Source organism: Halobacillus rhizosphaerae, from assembly GCF_046719735.1.
Lineage (GTDB): Bacteria > Bacillota > Bacilli > Bacillales > Halobacillaceae > Halobacillus_B > Halobacillus_B rhizosphaerae.
On the sequence record NZ_JAUTWQ010000001.1, the window covers coordinates 696,323 to 713,741 of the forward strand.

Consider the following 17,419-nt stretch of genomic DNA (forward strand, 5'->3'; position numbering starts at 1 on the left):
GGATAAAGACCCATGTTGTAAAAGGAGGTAATAGTGATGTTTATGTTAAGTGACTTGCCTATGTTCTTTATTAATTTCTTCTTTATTCTCCCAATGGTTACGCTCGTCCATGAGTCAGGGCATGTGCTCATTGCCAGAATATTTGGCGGGAAAATTAAATTTTGCATAGGAACAGGAGAGACGCTGTTTCACATCGGTTCATTAGAGGTTAAGAAGAAGTATTTCATGGAGGGATGGTGTCAGTATGAAAGATTATCCTATAACAAGACATGGGCCCATGTTTCTATATATCTAGCAGGGAGTCTGTTTAATTTACTTGTTATTTTATTGATGAATTATCTTATCTACGTAGATATTTTACCTGCGGCCTTATTTTTCTATCAATATGCTTATTTCTCGGTGTACTTCATTTTCTTTTCATTAATGCCTTATAGAAATGGTAGCGGAAAACCTAGTGATGGGATGGCTATCTATGATGTGATACGCTACGGAAAAGCGGAGGATCCTATTGACTAAATCCTCGGATTACCAATAAAAGAGGGGCGGACGAACCGCTCCCCTTTTTTATTTGCAAAAGATTAACCCCTACTAATAAATTTTATCCCCATTAAAAATAGAATTTTTTACGATTACATAGTCTACATGGCGAATGGATTCCAAACTCGATCCACCTGCATACGAAATGGACGATTGGAGATCCTGCTGCATTTCCACTAATGTATCTTTCAAGGATCCTTTATGTTCTACAAACATTTTCTTACCTTCCACATTCTTCTTTTCACCCTTTTGAAATTCTGAAGCAGATCCAAAGTATTCTTTATAAAGCTTTCCATCTTGTTCAATGGTTTCTCCCGGTGATTCTTCATGGCCGGCAAATAAAGATCCGATCATCACAAAGGTGGCGCCGAAGCGAATCGACTTTGCAACATCTCCATGCGTGCGAATACCACCGTCAGCAATAATAGGCTTTGTGGCAGCTTTTGCACACCAGCGTAAAGCGGCTAATTGCCATCCGCCTGTGCCGAATCCAGTTTTCACTTTAGTAATGCAGACCTTGCCGGGACCAATCCCTACTTTTGTAGCGTCGGCGCCAGCTTTCTCCAGCTCTCTTACAGCTTCTGGTGTTCCCACATTCCCAGCGATTACGAAACTGTCGGGCAGACATTGTTTAATATGCTGGACCATTTCAATAACGGAATTGGCATGTCCGTGGGCAATATCCACGGTAATATAGTCAGGAGCAAGGTTCTCTTCAGCCAGCTCCTGAATGAAACTGAATTCCTGATCTTTTACACCTACGCTGATAGACGCGATTAAACCGCGATTTTTCATATCTTTAATAAACGACTTTCTTTCTTCAGGTTTGAAACGGTGCATGACATAAAAATAGCCGTTCTCTGCTAAAAACACCGCGATATTTTCATCGATAATCGTCTGCATATTAGCTGGAACGACTGGCAGCTTAAATGTATGTTCACCAAGTGTTACTGTAGTGTCACATTCCGTACGACTTTTCACCACACATTTAGCAGGAATCAATTGTATATCTTCATAATCAAACACATTCTCCATGGTTCACGCTCCTAAACACGAATGATGAGGCCGATTTAATAATAAATGTTCGACCATTGAGTAATTTACATCAATTAGTACTAAAAGTCAAAGTTTTTTGTCATTTAATCCGTTAGTGTTAATATGGAAAAATAAGTCTATCCAATTGTAGGAATCTTCTTTCTATTATAGGGGTGATTCCCAATTGGTTCCAGTCATCATTCCCTGCTTTTTTGCATTAAAGATGAATCTCTTGAGAGGCAGGGAGCATTCATCCTTTGTAAGAAGAGTCAGATAATTGGGAGAATACAGTCCAAAAGGAAGCGACTCTTTCGAATAGTGTTAGGAACCAGTTTTATAAAAAAGCGAATCGAATAAGTATTCAACAAAGAAGGATGACTGTATAAATCCTGTCTTGTCAAAAAAAACTATCGTCACTAAAACGTAAGGAGAATTTAAGCTTAGCTTCTCTTCTGAACGGTTATTACACTACTAATCCTTGTTTTTTCCAAATTACCGTGAACCTTAAGGAAGGTGATGAGTATGAAAGGAATTATTCTAGCAGGCGGCAGTGGTTCAAGACTTTCGCCGAGCACCAATAGTATTAATAAACATTTGCTAGCTGTCTATGATAAACCAATGATTTATTATCCACTTTCTATTCTCATGCTTGCGGGTATTAAGGAAATATTGATCATCAGCACTCCAGAAGATCTTAGCAGATTTGAAAAATTACTCGGAGATGGATCTTCGTTTGGCATAACACTGAGTTATCAATCACAGGAAAAACCCAACGGTATACCGGAAGCTTTTATCTTAGGAGAACAGTTTATCGGTAAAGACCACGTGACTCTAATCCTGGGTGACAACATCTTTTATGGACAGGGGTTAACAAATATTCTTAGGAATGCCATTCATCACCATTCTGGGGCCACCGTTTTCGGTTACAGGGTAAAGGATCCAGAACGGTTCGGCGTAGTGGAATTTAATGAACGTCAAAAGGTTATGTCTTTAGAAGAGAAGCCAGCTGATCCAAAGTCTGACTTTGCAGTTACAGGACTATACGTTTATGACAATGAAGTTGTTAAAATAGCGAAAAGACTGAACTTCTCTGAGCGGGGAGAATTAGAAATTACGGATATCAATAAAAAATATTTAGAAAAAGGCAGATTGGATGTCGAACTGCTTGGGAGAGGTTTTGCCTGGCTCGATGCAGGTACTCATGAAGCTTTATTTGAAGCTGCTGAATTTATTAAGAATATTGAACAGCGGCAAGGATTTAAAGTCGCATGTATAGAAGAAATCGCCTATTATATGGGATATATTTCAAAGGCAGCTCTTTATCAAATGGGTGAAGCTATGAAGAAAAACGATTATGGGCAGTATTTGATGGAGATTGCTGCAAGGAAGCATGTACAGCAGTACTGGGATGAAACCGCCAGTAACCCGATGCTTGGGGTGATAGAAAATGAGTAAGCAGAAAGCCGTATTAATAACTGGAGGGGCCGGCTTCATTGGTTCTAATTATATTCATTATTATTTGGAGAACCATCGAAAAAAGCATCTTGTTAATTTGGACAAACTGACGTATGCCGGAGACTTGGACAGATTAGCTTCGACCAGCGATTTGGATACGTATCACTTTGTACACGGAGATATTACGGACAAAGAGGGTGTGGAGAGAGTGTTTACCCAATTCGATATAGAAGGGGTTATTCATTTTGCAGCGGAATCTCATGTAGACAATTCTATCGCTGATGCCACTCCATTTATAAGAACCAATGTACTTGGAACTGGAAATCTGCTTGAAACCGCAAGAAAGGACTGGCAGGAGAAAGGGGTACTCAAGGAGAGGCGTTTCCATCATATTTCCACTGATGAGGTGTATGGTTCGTTAGGGAAGACGGGTAAGTTCTCTGAAGACACGCCTTATGACCCAAGAAATCCCTACAGCGCAACGAAAGCCGGGGCTAATATGCTGGTGAAGAGTTATTATTCTACCTATGGCATGAATGTAGTCCTATCCAGCAGTTCAAATAATTACGGTCCTAGACAGCATAAAGAAAAGCTGATACCTACGATTATCCGCAAAGCCTTAGCCTGTGAACCTATCCCCATCTACGGCGATGGGCAGAATGTTAGAGACTGGCTGTTTGTTAACGATCATTGCCGCGCGATAGATACCATTTTCCATTTTGGCAGGGAGGGAGAAAGCTATAATGTGGGGGGAGGAAATGAACTTACGAATCTCTCTCTTGCCCAAATGATCTGTGGACTTCTCGATGAAAAAGCCAGCCGCCTTCTTGTTGACGAAGATGCTAGCGAATTTAGTGAGTTACTTACGTTTATTGAAGACCGACCGGGTCATGACTTACGGTATGCAGTGGATGATTCAAAGATAAGAAGAGAACTAGGCTGGCAGCCAGAACAATCCTTTGCGGAAGGCATGGAAGCAACGATTGATTGGTTTCTTAGCAAACAGGATGAGGTATTAATGAAATGATTTCCGTCGTTATTCCGGTTTATGGCTGTGAAACTTGTTTAAGAGAACTTTGTCAAAGAATTGATCAAACGATGGAGAAGATCCCGAGCCTGTACGAAATACTGCTCATTAATGATCATAGTCCCGATCATGCCTGGGAAACGATAGAGGAGCTTGCTGCGAGTAATCCAAATGTGAAAGGCTTTGATTTATCGAGAAACTTCGGTCAGCATCACGCGATTACCGCGGGACTCGATTTAACCAGGGGAGACTGGGTGGTCGTTATGGACTGTGATTTGCAGGATCAGCCGGAGGAGATTAAACGTCTTTACGAAAAAGCCCAAGAAGGATACGAAGTGGTTTTCGGGGCAAGACAGCTGCGAAAAGACGGTTATTTTAAGCGGATGTCTTCTAAACTATTTTACAAGATTTATGATTATTTAACCGAACGAACCTCCGATTATACCATTGCTAATTTCAGTATCTGTTCCCGGAATGTGGTAGAAAACTTTCGGAAAATGAACGAGCAGAATCGATTCTTTCCATTGTTCGTTAAATGGATGGGATTTAAAACCGCCCGTTTACCGGTGGAGCATGAAAGAAGGGCGGAAGGGAAGTCTGCCTACAGTTTGAAGAAAATGATTACACTAGCAACTGACGTCATTATTTCTCAATCCAATAAACCTTTAAGATTGTCGATTCAGTTCGGTTTTTTACTATCTTTGGGGTCGTTTATCTACGGCATTTACTTATTTTTTCGTTACTTCTTTTTAGCGGAGCCCGTACAAGGATGGACAAGTGTAATGGTTTCTCTTTATTTTATTGCGGGTATACTCTTTTTTAATTTCGGAATTATCGGACTTTATTTAGGCAAAGTGTTTGATGAGACTAAGAGAAGGCCATTATACATTATCCGGGAAACAACGAATAATTATAAGGAGGACAGAAAGAATGAATTATCTTAAAGAGACTCCTTGGGACAAGCGCACGTTCGGGATTGATACATTTGAGCTGTTAGAGGAGGAAGAAACTGCTTTAGAGCAGACCACTGATCAGTGCGGTCACTTCACCCTTAAAACGAATCCGCTTTCGGATAAAAGGCCATTAATAAAACACGGTTTCTACTACACGGATACTTTATTGCAGCCGGTTTGCGATAAACATGATCTGCAAGAATCCGATCTAAAAGGCACATTTATTTCTAAGCAAGGAGAATTGGAAACTGTACTCCGGATTGCCCGTGAATCATTTGTTCATGGACGATTTCACAAGGATATTAACATTCCTAATAAACTGGCAGATTTGAGGTATGTAAGATGGGTGGAGGATTTATATGAGCAGAACCGGATATTTTTCCTCTATTATCAGGACGAAACGATGGGGTTTATCGGCTGTAAAGATGAACAAATCTTATTAATGGGAGTTGATAAAAAGTTTCGGAGCAAAGGATTATCGCGGCCTGTGTTAATCCAGGTTTGCAAGCAGCTGGTGGAGGACGGGCACGATCGTTTAACCACTTCGATTTCTGCGGTGAATCTTCCTTCTCTCAATCTATTTCTGTCCATTGGGTTTAAGTTACGAGGAGTAGAAGAAGTCTATCATAAATTAAATGGCAGCCTCACTGCCGTAGAATGAAAATCCGAATGAAACGCTTGGGTCACTCCCTATAGGTTTCGTCATAATTGAATTCTCAGGAGGCGGTAACGATGATTCCCTTCAACAAACCATGCTATCTTGGTAAAGAAAGTACTTATATCCAGGAATCGATTGTTCAAAATGAAAAAATTTCGGGTAATGGCCCTTTTGGAATCAAGTGTAAAAACTGGCTGGAGAAGCAGTTAGGCAGCAAAAAAGCATTGTTGACCCCGTCCTGTACGGCCGCCCTGGAAATGACGGCGCTGCTTTCGGATATATCCGAAGGTGATGAAGTGATCATGCCTTCCTATACGTTTGTCTCTACGGCAAACGCCTTTGCCCTGCGAGGAGCTTCCTTACGCTTTGTTGATATTGAGCCCGGAACCATGAATATTGATTCGGAAAAAATCGAAACCGCTATAACCAATCGAACCAAAGCCATCGTTATCGTCCATTATGCAGGAGTCGCTTGTAACATGGAGAAGATTATGGAACTTGCGGACCGCTATGCTTTGTTAGTAATTGAAGATGCAGCACAAGCTTTAATGAGTACATATCAAGGAAAGCCACTGGGAACTTTTGGTCACTTTGGAACGATCAGCTTTCATGAAACGAAGAACTATACGTGCGGGGAAGGTGGAGCCTTACTGATCAATGATGAAAACTATGCGGAGCGTGCGGAAGTGATTCAAGAAAAGGGAACCGATCGTTCTAAGTTTAATCGGGGACAGGTTGATAAATATACGTGGCAGGACCTGGGCTCCTCTTATTTACTTAGTGAATTAAATGCGGCCTATTTGTACGCTCAGTTGGAATCAGCAGAGGAAATATTAGCTGACCGCCTGTCTACATGGCAGAGGTATAAACAAATGCTTGCACCTTTGGAGGCAGACAAACAAATTGAGACTCAGCAAATTCCTGATTACGCAACGCACAACGCGCACATGTGTTATATCAAGGCGCGCAGCCCGGAGGAACGGATGCTGCTTATGACGTATTTAAAGGAACAGGGGATTCTTGCAGTTCCTCATTATGAACCCTTGCATTCCTCTAAAGCGGGAAGAAGCTTCGGACGCTTTTCCGGGGAAGACACGTATACAACCCGAGAAGGGGAACGGTTGTTAAGATTGCCTTTATACTATGGAATGAACACAGAGGATGTCGATTATGTGGCCGCATCTATTCAGAATTATTATCAATCGTAAATGGATAATTATAGCTTGTCTCGGTATTATCGGTTATCTCATGCCTTATTTTGTTTTAGGGGAAGATACTCATATCAGGGTTCATGATAATTTAGATTCTAATATTGTCTGGTACCATTTACTGGCCCAGAGTGGTCAAATATTTGCAGCTCCCGGCACGACCTTGCCTAATGTGATTAACGGATTGCCGCGGAGTGCTTTATCTTCTAGTCTCGATGTAATGACTTGGCTATATGTGAGTTTTCAGCCGTTTACAGCCTACGTCATTAACCAGTCGATTATGCGTTTTGCAGCTTTTTTTGGCATGTATGGATTGCTGCGTTTCTTGTTTCGCTCCAAAGAGTATCGTGGTTTCAACGAGTGGATTGCTGCAGGCGTCGGGGTAGGCTTTGCATTGCTTCCTTTCTGGCCTTCAGGTGCGCTTTCTATTGCAGGTCTTCCCGCAGCTTTACTTGCTTTTTTGAACATACGCAGAGATGGAAAGCATGCAAAGAAAATCTATTGGGTGATCCTCTTTCTGCTGCCTTTTGATTCTAGTCTGATCTTAACCTTTGGCTTTTTTATAGGATTGATCGGCCTTCTCTGGCTGTATGATTGGTGGAAGCAGAAGCATGCCAACCTGGCGTTGTTCTCTGCCATACTTATGATGAGTTGTATTTATCTCCTTAAAGATTATTTGCTTATTGCTTCGATGTTTTTTGGCGAAGGCTTTACTTCCCATAGGGCCGAGTTTAACCTTGGGCACAACACGTTTAGCGAAACGATTCGTCTATTTAATAAGAACTTTATATTTGGCCACACCCACGACTTAAGTATTCATCAAAAGGTGATTCTTCCCACCATTATCGTGGCATTACTTGTGGCATTTTATAAAAAAGTTTCGTTTAAAGGAATTGCCGTTCCGCTTACGATGAATGTTCTGCTTTCGTTCTGGTATGCCCTTTGGTATTGGGAGGGATGGCGAGGGTTAAAGAACCATTTTTCCCTGCTTAACACGTTTAATTTCAGCCGGATTCACTTTCTTCATCCTTTTTTATGGTATATAGCTTTCGCCTTTGCCTTAGTGATGATCGGAAAGCATGTAAAGCTTGGAAAATGGCTGATCCTTATCTTGATGATCCTGCAGCTGAATATGCTGTTTAAGCTGGATGAGGAATTTAAATACCGTGAAATTGGAACACCTACGTTTAAAGAGTTTTATTCCACCGAACTTTTCCAGGAAATTAAAGATTATATTCATGAACCTCCTGAGGATTATCGAGTGGTAAGTGTCGCTTTGCATCCAGTTATTGCTCAGTACAATGGCATGTACACATTAGATACCTACAATGTCACCTATCCGCTTACCTACAAACATAAGTTTAGGAAAATCATTGCTCCTGAGCTCGCAAAGGATCCGGAACTAAGGAATTATTTTGATACGTGGGGAGGAAGGCTTTATATGTTCTCCAGTGAACTGGGTGAGCACTATATGTTCACGAAAAACAGTCAAAAAACGTTAGAGCATCTTACGATAAATACTGATCAATTACAGCGGTTGGGTGGAGAGTATATTTTATCAGGGCTTCCTATTAAAGATTACCGTTCCCTCAACCTTGCTTATGAAAAATCATTTGAAAATAACCAGTCCCCTTGGAAAATTTATTTATATAAAATAAAAGCAGACTAGGAATTTATCCCAATAAAAAAAAGCGTTCCTCTCCTGGGCTGGGAGCTGGAACGCTTTTTCAATACATGCTATTGAAGAACCTATAGGAGAACGTTGCTGCGTCTATACCGTACGACGGTTCTTTTTCCTGATCAAATTAAAAGCAATGTAGACGATAATAATAGCTGCTGCCATTAGTCCAATCGGTCTTGTATATAAGGCAGCGACGGAACTGATATTTTCCCAATTGGCTCCGAGTCTCAGTCCTAAATATAGAAAGAGGGCCGACCACGGGAGGATAGCAATGGTTGTGTAAATGGTAAATTTCGCGAATGACATTTTCGCTATACCTGCTGGAATAGAAATCGCATGACGAACAACAGGAATAAACCGTGCCGTAAATATAACTCCTGTCCCGTATTTCGTAAACCAGTTTTCTGCCACGTCAATATGATGCTTCTTTATGAGTAAATATTTACCGTATTTTTCTAAAAACGGTCGGCCGCCATAAGCACCAATCCAATAAAGAAATAATTGAGCAATTGTGCCGCCGACTGTACCGGCAATGAGGGCTCCTGTAAAAGTAATCGTTCCTTGTGACACCATATATCCTCCATAAGCGAGAACAATCTCACTAGGAATAATTTCAATCATCAATCCTAAAGCAATCCCTGTATAACCAAGACCTGTTAACCACAGTAATAAATCCACTGCCATATTGTGCATTGCTTCTACTCTCCTTTATCGTGCATCTGCTCTTTATCCTACTTGTACACATGTGCTGTAATGAATAGACGTTATTTTTTTATAAATTGTTCAAATTGCTTTTTTTGAATTTGGAGATGGCTGTTTATTTTACCTCATTTAGTTTATCTTATGGTTATAGGATGAGCAATAGGCCAGAGGTGTTTTTCTTTTAATACTCTGAATTTACTAGTAAAAGATTATTAGAATGACGGCTGTTCACCTGCATGAGGATTAACAAAGGAGAGAATCTATTGAAGTCACCTACTTACACGGAACTATTAAACACTACCCTCGCTATTTATGCTGATCACGGAAGTTTAGAAGCCTATCACTACATAACGAAGCATGCAGCAGAGACAGAAGGGTTACAGGCTCAAATTTACAATTTCAGATATTCTCTTGCCGCTGCTTCTGGTTTAGCAGATCTAGCTCTAAATATCATGAAAGAGGCTGTTATTGAGCGTCAATACTGGTATAGCTGGGAATATTTACAGGAGGATGAAGATTTGGATCCTTTGCGAAAATACCCAGAATTTCTAGATATGCTGCGCATCTGTAAAGAAAGAGAGAAACGAGCAAAGGCTGAAGCTAAGCCAGAATTAAAAGTAATAGCAAAGGCATCATCAGAGAGACAGCGAAGGAACTTGGTGATAACTCTCCATGGAGATCAGGAAAACAACGAAATAACAGAAAAGTACTGGAATTCTATCACTTCTAACACCTATTCCTTAGCTTTGCCTCAATCGTCCCAGGTTGAATTTTCTGATGGCTACAGCTGGCATAATGCTGAAAAAGGAATGGCGGAACTGCAGCAACACTATCAACAAGTCATTTCCATTGAAGATTACGAAAGTATAATTGTGGGGGGATTCTCTGCGGGGGCCGGGATCGTTTTAAAGGCTTTACTGAATGGTCAAGTCGAAGCAGATGGATTTATATTGGCTTCTCCTTGGCTGTCTGAGATAGAAACTTGGAAAAATAAATTCGCTTTATTAAAGGAGAAAGGGATCAAAGGTTATATTATCTGTGGTGATCAGGATAGCGATTGCTTAGAGCACGCCGAGAAGCTCATCGATCTGTTAACTGCTGACTCCATACCCCACCAGTTTCACAAAATTCCGCATGTAGATCACGATTATCCTAAAGATTTCGGCGTGCACCTGACAGACGCGTTGACTTACCTTACCGAAGCATAGAAATCAACGGAAAATGAGGAATATTCTCTATCAGTCACTATTAGGTCGTTTTTTCGCGTATAATAAACCTATTCGGTTATCAAGCCCACAGGGAGAACAACTGAAGAATAAAGAATAAATGAGGGTAATCTATTGAGTGAGAAAAATTTTGACCAATTTCAACTAAGTGAAGAAATCTATAAATCGCTGGCTATTTTAAAATATCAGCAGCCAACAGAAGTACAGATGGAAGTTATCCCTAAAGCCATGGAAAATCAGGATTTAGTAGTAAAATCACAAACAGGGAGCGGCAAGACAGCATCCTTTGCTATTCCCATCTGTGAAAAAGCAGAGTGGGAGGTTAAGCAGCCTCAAGCGTTAGTCCTTTCTCCAACTAGAGAACTCGCCGTGCAGGTTCGAGAAGATATTTCAAATATCGGCAGGTTTAAACGCATTAAGGCACTTGCTCTCTATGGAAAAGAGCCGTTTTCTGTTCAGAAGGAAGAATTAAAACAGAAGACTCACGTTGTCGTAGGAACTCCTGGTAGAGTATTAGACCATATTGACCGAGGAACCTTGGAACTAAGCCGCATTAATCATTTAATTATTGATGAAGCGGATGAAATGCTGGCCATGGGCTTTATTGATGCAGTTGAATCAATAATTGAAGCTATGCCTGCAGATAGAGTAACCATGGTATTTTCCGCAACTTTACCGGAAAACGTTAAACAGTTATGTGCTAAATTTATGAATCGTCCCGTTCACATCGAAATCGAGAGCGAGGGTTTAACCTCTGAAACGATCGAGCACCAGGGAATAGATGTGAAGGAAGCAGACAAATTGTCATTGCTTAAGGATGTAACCGTAGTGGAAAACCCTGACAGCTGTATGGTTTTCTGCAAAACTAAAGAACACGTGAACACGGTCTTTCAAGAACTGAATGAATCCGGTTATCCATGTGAGAAGCTCCATGGGGGATTGGAGCAGGAAGATCGCTTTGCAGTAATGGATGGATTTAAGCAAGGAGAATTTCGTTATTTAGTCGCCACTGATGTAGCTGCAAGAGGGGTAGATATTGATAATGTTACGCTAATCATTAACTACGACGTACCCGCTGAAAAAGAAAGCTATGTCCACCGAACGGGTAGGACAGGACGTGCTGGAAACAAAGGAAAAGCTATTACGTTTATGACTCCGTTTGAAGGAAAGACCATTCGAGCGATAGAAAACTATATTGGGTTTGAATTACCAAGAGCTGAAGCACCTTCGGCAGAACAAGTGGAAGCTAGCAGGTATGCTTTTGAAGAGAAAAGCAAGACGACTAGAATCGTGAGAAACAACAAAACGGCACGGATTAATAAAGATATTATGAAATTGCACCTTAGCGGCGGGAAGAAGAAAAAAATCCGCGCGCTGGATATAGTGGGCACGATCACGAGTATTTCCGGTGTTGAAGCCGAGGATATCGGTATCATAACGATTAAAGAAAACTTCTCTTATGTGGATATATTAAATGGGAAGGGTTCTCTCGTACTGCAGGAATTAAATCGTACTCCTGTTAAGGGGAAAAGTATTAAAGTCAGTGAAGCTGTAAAATAGATGATAAAAAAGGCAAGCCGTTACTGCGGCTTGCCTTTTTCAATCGCTTTATTTATTGTTCTTCGTCAGCATCGTTATATGGATCATCGTGATGGATAAATTCATGCTCCTGATAAGCAGCCACCATCCCGTGATAACTGACGTCCAAGCCGATTTCTTCTTCGTCTTCTGTAGACCTGACAGGAACAATGAGCTGGATTAGTTTCAAACCAAGCCAGGTTAACACAAAGCCCCAGGCACATAAAACAAGTAATCCGAGTAGCTGCACACCAATTAAATGCCACCCGCCATTATGGAATAACCCGCCATCTGTGGCAAACAAACCGACTGCGATAGACCCCCAGACTCCTGATACGGCATGGACTGGAAAAGCTCCTACTGGATCGTCAATTCCTTTCGCTTCGAGCCAATCGGTAACAAACAACATAAGCAAGCCAGCGATGGCACCAATGAGAATGGCATAGCCATCACTGACAAAGGCACAGCCAGCTGTAATACCTACAAGCCCGGCTAAGGACCCATTGATTACCGAGGGGGCATCTGAACGTTTATAACGAAACAACGTGTAGAGCATGGTGGCCGCTCCGCCAGAGGCAGCAGATAACATGGTGACGACGGCAATATGACCAATTCTTACATCCGTTGCACTTAAGGTACTCCCGGCATTAAACCCGAACCAGCCGAACCACAATAAGAAGGCCCCTACAGAAGCAAGCGGCAAATTACTAGGTAAAGCAATCTTGCTCAAACCTTCAGGAAGAAATTTACCTTTACGAGGTCCAATGAAGATAGCGGCAGCAAGGGCAGCAAAACCGCCTAAAGCATGAATGACAGCTGATCCGGCAAAGTCCATGAACCCTAATTGGCCAAGCCAGCCGCCTCCCCAAACCCAATGACCGGCAATTGGATAGATTAGAGCAGTCATTAAAATAGCATAGAGTATGTAGGCACGAAAGTTGATTCGTTCAGCAACAGCTCCGGAGACTATAGAGATCACAGCAATGACGAATGCTGCCTGGAATAGCCAATACGTGTCAAGGGAGATCGAGAATTGTAAATGAGATAGATCCCCTGACATCATAAACCCATTCGTTCCTATGAAGCTCCCGATATCCTTGCCATACATCAACCCAAATCCAATCACATAGTAACAAAGGGTGCCGATGGTAATATCTGCGAAGATTTTCATGATGATATTCACATTATTCTTATGTCTGACAAAGCCCGCTTCTAGTAAAGCAAAACCGCCTTCCATGAGAAGAATCATCGCGGCCGTTAATACTACCCAGATGGTATCAAGTCCCGAGTGAAGCTCCTGTATGGTCATGAGTCTGCGTCCTCCATTTCTCTTAGAATCTTTAATTCCTCAAATATCGAGTTGGATAGTACGATTTCCTGATCCGATTGATGCTCATTATAATCATCAATCGCTTGTTCTACCTCGGTGATCCGCTGTGAAATTTTATCAATTAATTTCAATCTTTCTTTTACATGGACCATATATTCAACGGCCTGATGATGAGAAGGGCTTTTGCTGGCAAAGAACTTACGAACAGGGGACAGAGAGCGGTAAAAGGCTTCTTCTGCTCGTTTCTTGTCTTCGTATTTACTTATCTTGTTGCGAATCAGCTCAATTTCCTTTTCTTTTTCGTTGATCACTCGATTTAAAGAAGTTATATAATCTTCCGATGTATACTCGAGAGTGTTCTTTTGATTAAAATCATCCCGTACGATCATAGTAATCTCCTCACGATTTATGTTAGGTTTTGTTACATTATATGTGTGAATATTTAGTCAGTCAATGAATCTACTTCATAAAATGAAGATGAGAATCGAACAGTTATTGACCATAAGAGAAATAAGAAGCGGCATAAACGTATTTTATAGAGTATGAAAACAAAGGAAATATTTAAAACTTTCAATCTATTCCCTATACCCTTTTTTGCTATGAATTGAATACTTTAGAAAGAAATTAAGGGGGGATATCCCTGTTGAATGAAGTTAAATTGCAATCAAAAAAAACGAGTTCAAACCCCATACCAGCTATAGAGTATAGGTAAAGTAACACTTCCTTCTATATAACCTATTAAATTGAAGAATTCTAGCAGGATCTCCATAATGATACAAAATGATCTTTTATCAAAAATTTAGCTTAAGAATCAGTAGTGTAATTTTTAAAATGATGAAAAGGTGATGATTACAATAAAGGGAGAGTAGTACGGTGAAAAAACCTATGATTTATTCATCACTGAAAATGCGGTTAATAAACGATCCGTACGTTAGCTTATAGAATAAAAGGGACAATGTCCTCGGACAAAGCCGGGAACCTGGGCAAGTTACTAAAGTAGTTTATAGCAGGAGAACTTAGAGGATAGAAGCAGAGAAGGGTGTAAATGAATGAACGAGACGAAAACCAAATCTGAGATAAAAAAAGGAGTGTATTCTTACAACGTTCCATCTATAAATGAAAGAACGGAAGCGTACACCATAAACAGAATTAATTTCCACTTAATACTTAGTAGCAACTCCGAACACAAATTAAAAACAAAACATCAATAACATAGAAATAATAGGAAGAAAGAAAGAAAGAAAGAAAGAAAGGAAGGGAAGAAAAACTAATCCCTTATCGTACCTAGATAGAATTTCTTAAGATTCCTTCTCTAAAAACAGCAGCACTTATTATCCTACCATTAGGTTCCATCATTTAAAAAGAAAAAGAAGACGTTAGGACCCTAATTAAAAAGGAAACGTCTTCTTTTCTTATAAAAAATTAGTTTGTTGAATTCCATGCGGGAAGCTTTTGACTCAATGGTTTATCTGTTCGATAGCCTAATACATATTCCGCCTGCATAATCGTATGAATTTCTCTCGTGCCTTCATAAATGACGGGTGCTTTAGAATTCCTTAAGTATCTTTCTACAGGATACTCATTAGAATATCCATACGCACCATGGATCTGAACTGCATCATCGGCGGCTTGATTAGCGAAGTCGCAAGCTTGCCATTTGGCTAAAGAAGTCTCTCTAGTATTCCGCAGCCCTTTATTTTTTAGTTCTCCAGCACGATAAACGAGCAAGCGGCTCATTTGCAGTCCTGCTTCCATTTTAGCTACCATCTGCTGAACAAGCTGATGTCTGCCGATCTCTTTGCCAAACGTTTCTCTGTCATGACAGTACTGAACACTTGCTTCCAAACAAGCCATGATTTGTCCGCAGGCTCCAGCTGCAACGGTGAAGCGCCCGTTGTCTAAGGCAGACATAGCAATTTTAAAGCCGTCACCTTCCTGGCCAACTAAATTTTCTTTGGGAACTTTCACCTGATCGAAAAATAGTTCACCCGTATTTCCGGCACGAATACCGAGTTTTCCTTTCGTAGCTTTTGAAGAGAATCCTTCCATTGTTCTTTCTACTATAAATGCAGAAATGCCTTGATGTTTTTTACTCTTATCCGTATAGGCAAATACTAGAAAATGATCGGCCGTATCACATAGTGAAATCCACGTTTTCTGCCCGTTCAGGAAATAAGAGTCTCCTTTAAGGACAGCTGTCGTCTGCAACGCCGCGACATCGGAACCTGCGCCCGGTTCAGTTAAACCGAAAGCCCCAACTTTTTCACCTTTTGCCTGCGGAGTTAGATACTTGCGCTTCTGCTGTTCATTTGCCCATTGGAGCAGAGCCATACTATTTAGTCCGGTATGAACAGAAACTGCTGTCCGAAAGGCAGTATCTCCTCGCTCTAATTCTTCACATACAATGGCAAGGGAATTGTAATCCATTCCACTGCCGCCATATTCTGTGGGAATGCAAACTCCCATAAGTCCCAACGCTGAAAGTTTTTTTAGAGTATTGGTGTCAAAATGTCCTTGAGCATCCCATTCTCCAATAAAAGGCATGATTTCCTTATCGACAAAACTCCTGACTGTTTTACGAAGCATGACTTGCTCTTCACTGAAATCAAAATTCATCGAACCACTCCTTAAATCGTGTTTGTATTTCTCATGTCTTCAATTTCCTCACTTTGATAACCAAGGGACTGCAGCAATTCATCTGTATGTTCACCAGGCTCCGGCGGATGACGTTCAAACTCTACTGCAGTTCTCGACAGTTTTAGAGGACTGCCGATTAACTTGACCTCTCCAGCGCGGGGGTGGGGAAGACTTACGAACATATCCCTTGCCTTAAGTTGTTGATCTTCATCTAGATCTTTCAATGACTGGATAGGGCCGAAAGGGATACCTGCTTGACCACATTTTTCCTCCCAGTAATCAGTTCGCTGTCTTATAAAATAATCCTGCAGAATCCGGGTGAGCTCCTTGCGGTTTGCAACGCGGTCAGCATTCGTCCTAAACCGGGCATCTTCCGCTAATTCTTTATTGTTAATCATCTGGCAAAGCGATGAAAATTGCTTATCGTTTCCTACGGCAATTACCATCTCTCCATTTTCAGATTGAAAGGTTTGATAAGGGACGATATTAGCATGATGGTTACCTAGTCGTTCGGGAGTTTGTCCAGTCATTAAGTAATTACTTCCAATATTGACTAGACTGCTCACCGCAGCATCATACAATGATAAATCAATCTTCTGTCCAAGACCTGACTGATCTCTTTCAATCAGAGCCGCTTGAATTCCAATGCAGGCATACAGCCCTGTCAAAATATCAGTTATGGCAATCCCCATTTTCTGCGGACCTGAGTTTTCATTTCCTGTAATACTCATCAGCCCGCTCATCGCCTGAATAATAAAATCATAACCTGGAAGATGCCTGTAAGGGCCAGTTTCTCCAAAACCTGTAATCGAGCAGTATACAAGTGCTGGATTAATTGCTTTTAAAACATCATAATCCAGCCCAAGGCGTTCCATCGTGCCTGATTTAAAATTATGAATCATCACATCACTCTGTACGATTAATTTCTTAACAATCTCCTTGCCTTTCTTCGTTTTTAAATCTACCGTTATACTCTTTTTATTCCGATTTGCACATAAGTAATAGGCGCTTACACCTTTTTGGAATGGGGGCCCCCAATTTCTCGTATCATCACTCCCGCCCGGTGCTTCCACTTTGATCACTTCAGCACCGAGGTCTCCAAGAATCATCGTACAATAGGGTCCGGCTAGCACTCTGGTAAAATCCAGAACTTGAATACCTTTTAATGCAGCAGCCAGCAGAATCACATCCTTTCAATATAGGAAAAACCAGCAGAACCCATACTTAGTATGAATACAACTGGCTATGGATTGCCTCATCTATTGGGGGTTTTAGATAGAACTTCCTATCAAGTACCTGCATTCCATCCTATTCTTCCGTTACCGAAAATATTATAACTCTTTAAAAATGGGGGAGATGCAGAAATCTATTATCATGAAACGAATAGTTAAG

At 41.0% G+C, this 17,419-nt stretch carries 15 protein-coding genes; 9 read left to right on the plus strand and 6 right to left on the minus strand.

The window, feature by feature from the left end; translation table 11 throughout:
- The first annotated feature begins 36 nt into the window (after window positions 1–36).
- Window positions 37–516: a site-2 protease family protein gene (locus Q7A53_RS03625; protein ID WP_411787738.1), complete on the plus strand. Its 480-nt coding sequence runs from the start codon at window positions 37–39 to the stop codon at window positions 514–516.
- A gap of 72 nt (window positions 517–588) precedes the next feature.
- Here the strand turns inward: Q7A53_RS03625 and guaC are convergent, their stop codons facing one another.
- Window positions 589–1,572 (minus strand): GMP reductase, encoded by a 984-nt coding sequence (guaC, locus tag Q7A53_RS03630; protein ID WP_411787739.1) that lies wholly within the window; start codon window positions 1,570–1,572, stop codon window positions 589–591.
- A 522-nt stretch (window positions 1,573–2,094) separates the two neighbouring features.
- On the opposite strand from guaC, the gene rfbA reads away from it, so the two are divergent.
- From rfbA to Q7A53_RS03660, 6 genes are all read left to right on the plus strand, one after another.
- Window positions 2,095–3,027, plus strand: coding sequence for a glucose-1-phosphate thymidylyltransferase RfbA (gene rfbA / locus Q7A53_RS03635; RefSeq protein WP_411787740.1), 933 nt, complete (start codon window positions 2,095–2,097; stop codon window positions 3,025–3,027).
- Entirely contained in the window at window positions 3,020–4,054 is a 1,035-nt protein-coding gene (rfbB, locus tag Q7A53_RS03640) for a dTDP-glucose 4,6-dehydratase (protein WP_411787741.1), read from the plus strand. Before rfbA ends, rfbB begins: the two co-directional genes overlap by 8 nt.
- The gene (locus Q7A53_RS03645; protein ID WP_411787742.1) at window positions 4,051–4,998 is read left to right on the plus strand and encodes a glycosyltransferase; all 948 of its coding nucleotides are present in this window, start codon (window positions 4,051–4,053) and stop codon (window positions 4,996–4,998) included. The genes rfbB and Q7A53_RS03645 overlap by 4 nt, the downstream gene beginning before the upstream one ends.
- Complete coding sequence (locus Q7A53_RS03650; protein WP_411787743.1) at window positions 4,985–5,668, plus strand: GNAT family N-acetyltransferase; 684 nt, start codon at window positions 4,985–4,987, stop codon at window positions 5,666–5,668. The genes Q7A53_RS03645 and Q7A53_RS03650 overlap by 14 nt, the downstream gene beginning before the upstream one ends.
- A 71-nt stretch (window positions 5,669–5,739) precedes the next feature.
- On the plus strand, window positions 5,740–6,873 hold the full coding sequence (gene rffA / locus Q7A53_RS03655) for a dTDP-4-amino-4,6-dideoxygalactose transaminase (protein ID WP_411787744.1): 1,134 nt from the start codon (window positions 5,740–5,742) through the stop codon (window positions 6,871–6,873).
- Window positions 6,836–8,542, plus strand: a complete 1,707-nt coding sequence (locus Q7A53_RS03660; RefSeq protein ID WP_411787745.1) for a DUF6044 family protein — start codon at window positions 6,836–6,838, stop codon at window positions 8,540–8,542. Before rffA ends, Q7A53_RS03660 begins: the two co-directional genes overlap by 38 nt.
- A 102-nt stretch (window positions 8,543–8,644) precedes the next feature.
- Here the strand turns inward: Q7A53_RS03660 and uptA are convergent, their stop codons facing one another.
- Complete coding sequence (gene uptA / locus Q7A53_RS03665; RefSeq protein WP_411787746.1) at window positions 8,645–9,247, minus strand: undecaprenyl phosphate transporter UptA; 603 nt, start codon at window positions 9,245–9,247, stop codon at window positions 8,645–8,647.
- A 272-nt stretch (window positions 9,248–9,519) separates the two neighbouring features.
- Between uptA and Q7A53_RS03670 the strand changes: the two genes are divergently transcribed.
- Both Q7A53_RS03670 and Q7A53_RS03675 read left to right on the plus strand, forming a co-directional pair.
- Complete coding sequence (locus Q7A53_RS03670) at window positions 9,520–10,464, plus strand: alpha/beta hydrolase (RefSeq protein ID WP_411787747.1); 945 nt, start codon at window positions 9,520–9,522, stop codon at window positions 10,462–10,464.
- Window positions 10,465–10,596: 132 nt separating this feature from the next.
- Complete coding sequence (locus Q7A53_RS03675; protein WP_411787748.1) at window positions 10,597–12,042, plus strand: DEAD/DEAH box helicase; 1,446 nt, start codon at window positions 10,597–10,599, stop codon at window positions 12,040–12,042.
- A gap of 52 nt (window positions 12,043–12,094) precedes the next feature.
- Here the strand turns inward: Q7A53_RS03675 and Q7A53_RS03680 are convergent, their stop codons facing one another.
- From Q7A53_RS03680 to Q7A53_RS03695, 4 genes are all read right to left on the minus strand, one after another.
- A complete protein-coding gene (locus Q7A53_RS03680) occupies window positions 12,095–13,369 on the minus strand; it encodes an ammonium transporter (protein WP_411787749.1) in 1,275 nt (424 codons plus the stop codon).
- Complete coding sequence (locus Q7A53_RS03685) at window positions 13,366–13,779, minus strand: hypothetical protein (RefSeq protein WP_411787750.1); 414 nt, start codon at window positions 13,777–13,779, stop codon at window positions 13,366–13,368. Before Q7A53_RS03685 ends, Q7A53_RS03680 begins: the two co-directional genes overlap by 4 nt.
- A gap of 1,033 nt (window positions 13,780–14,812) precedes the next feature.
- Entirely contained in the window at window positions 14,813–16,006 is a 1,194-nt protein-coding gene (locus Q7A53_RS03690; protein ID WP_411787751.1) for an acyl-CoA dehydrogenase family protein, read from the minus strand.
- An 11-nt stretch (window positions 16,007–16,017) separates the two neighbouring features.
- On the minus strand, window positions 16,018–17,205 hold the full coding sequence (locus Q7A53_RS03695; protein ID WP_411787860.1) for a CaiB/BaiF CoA transferase family protein: 1,188 nt from the start codon (window positions 17,203–17,205) through the stop codon (window positions 16,018–16,020).
- Between the last annotated feature and the right edge of the window lie 214 nt (window positions 17,206–17,419).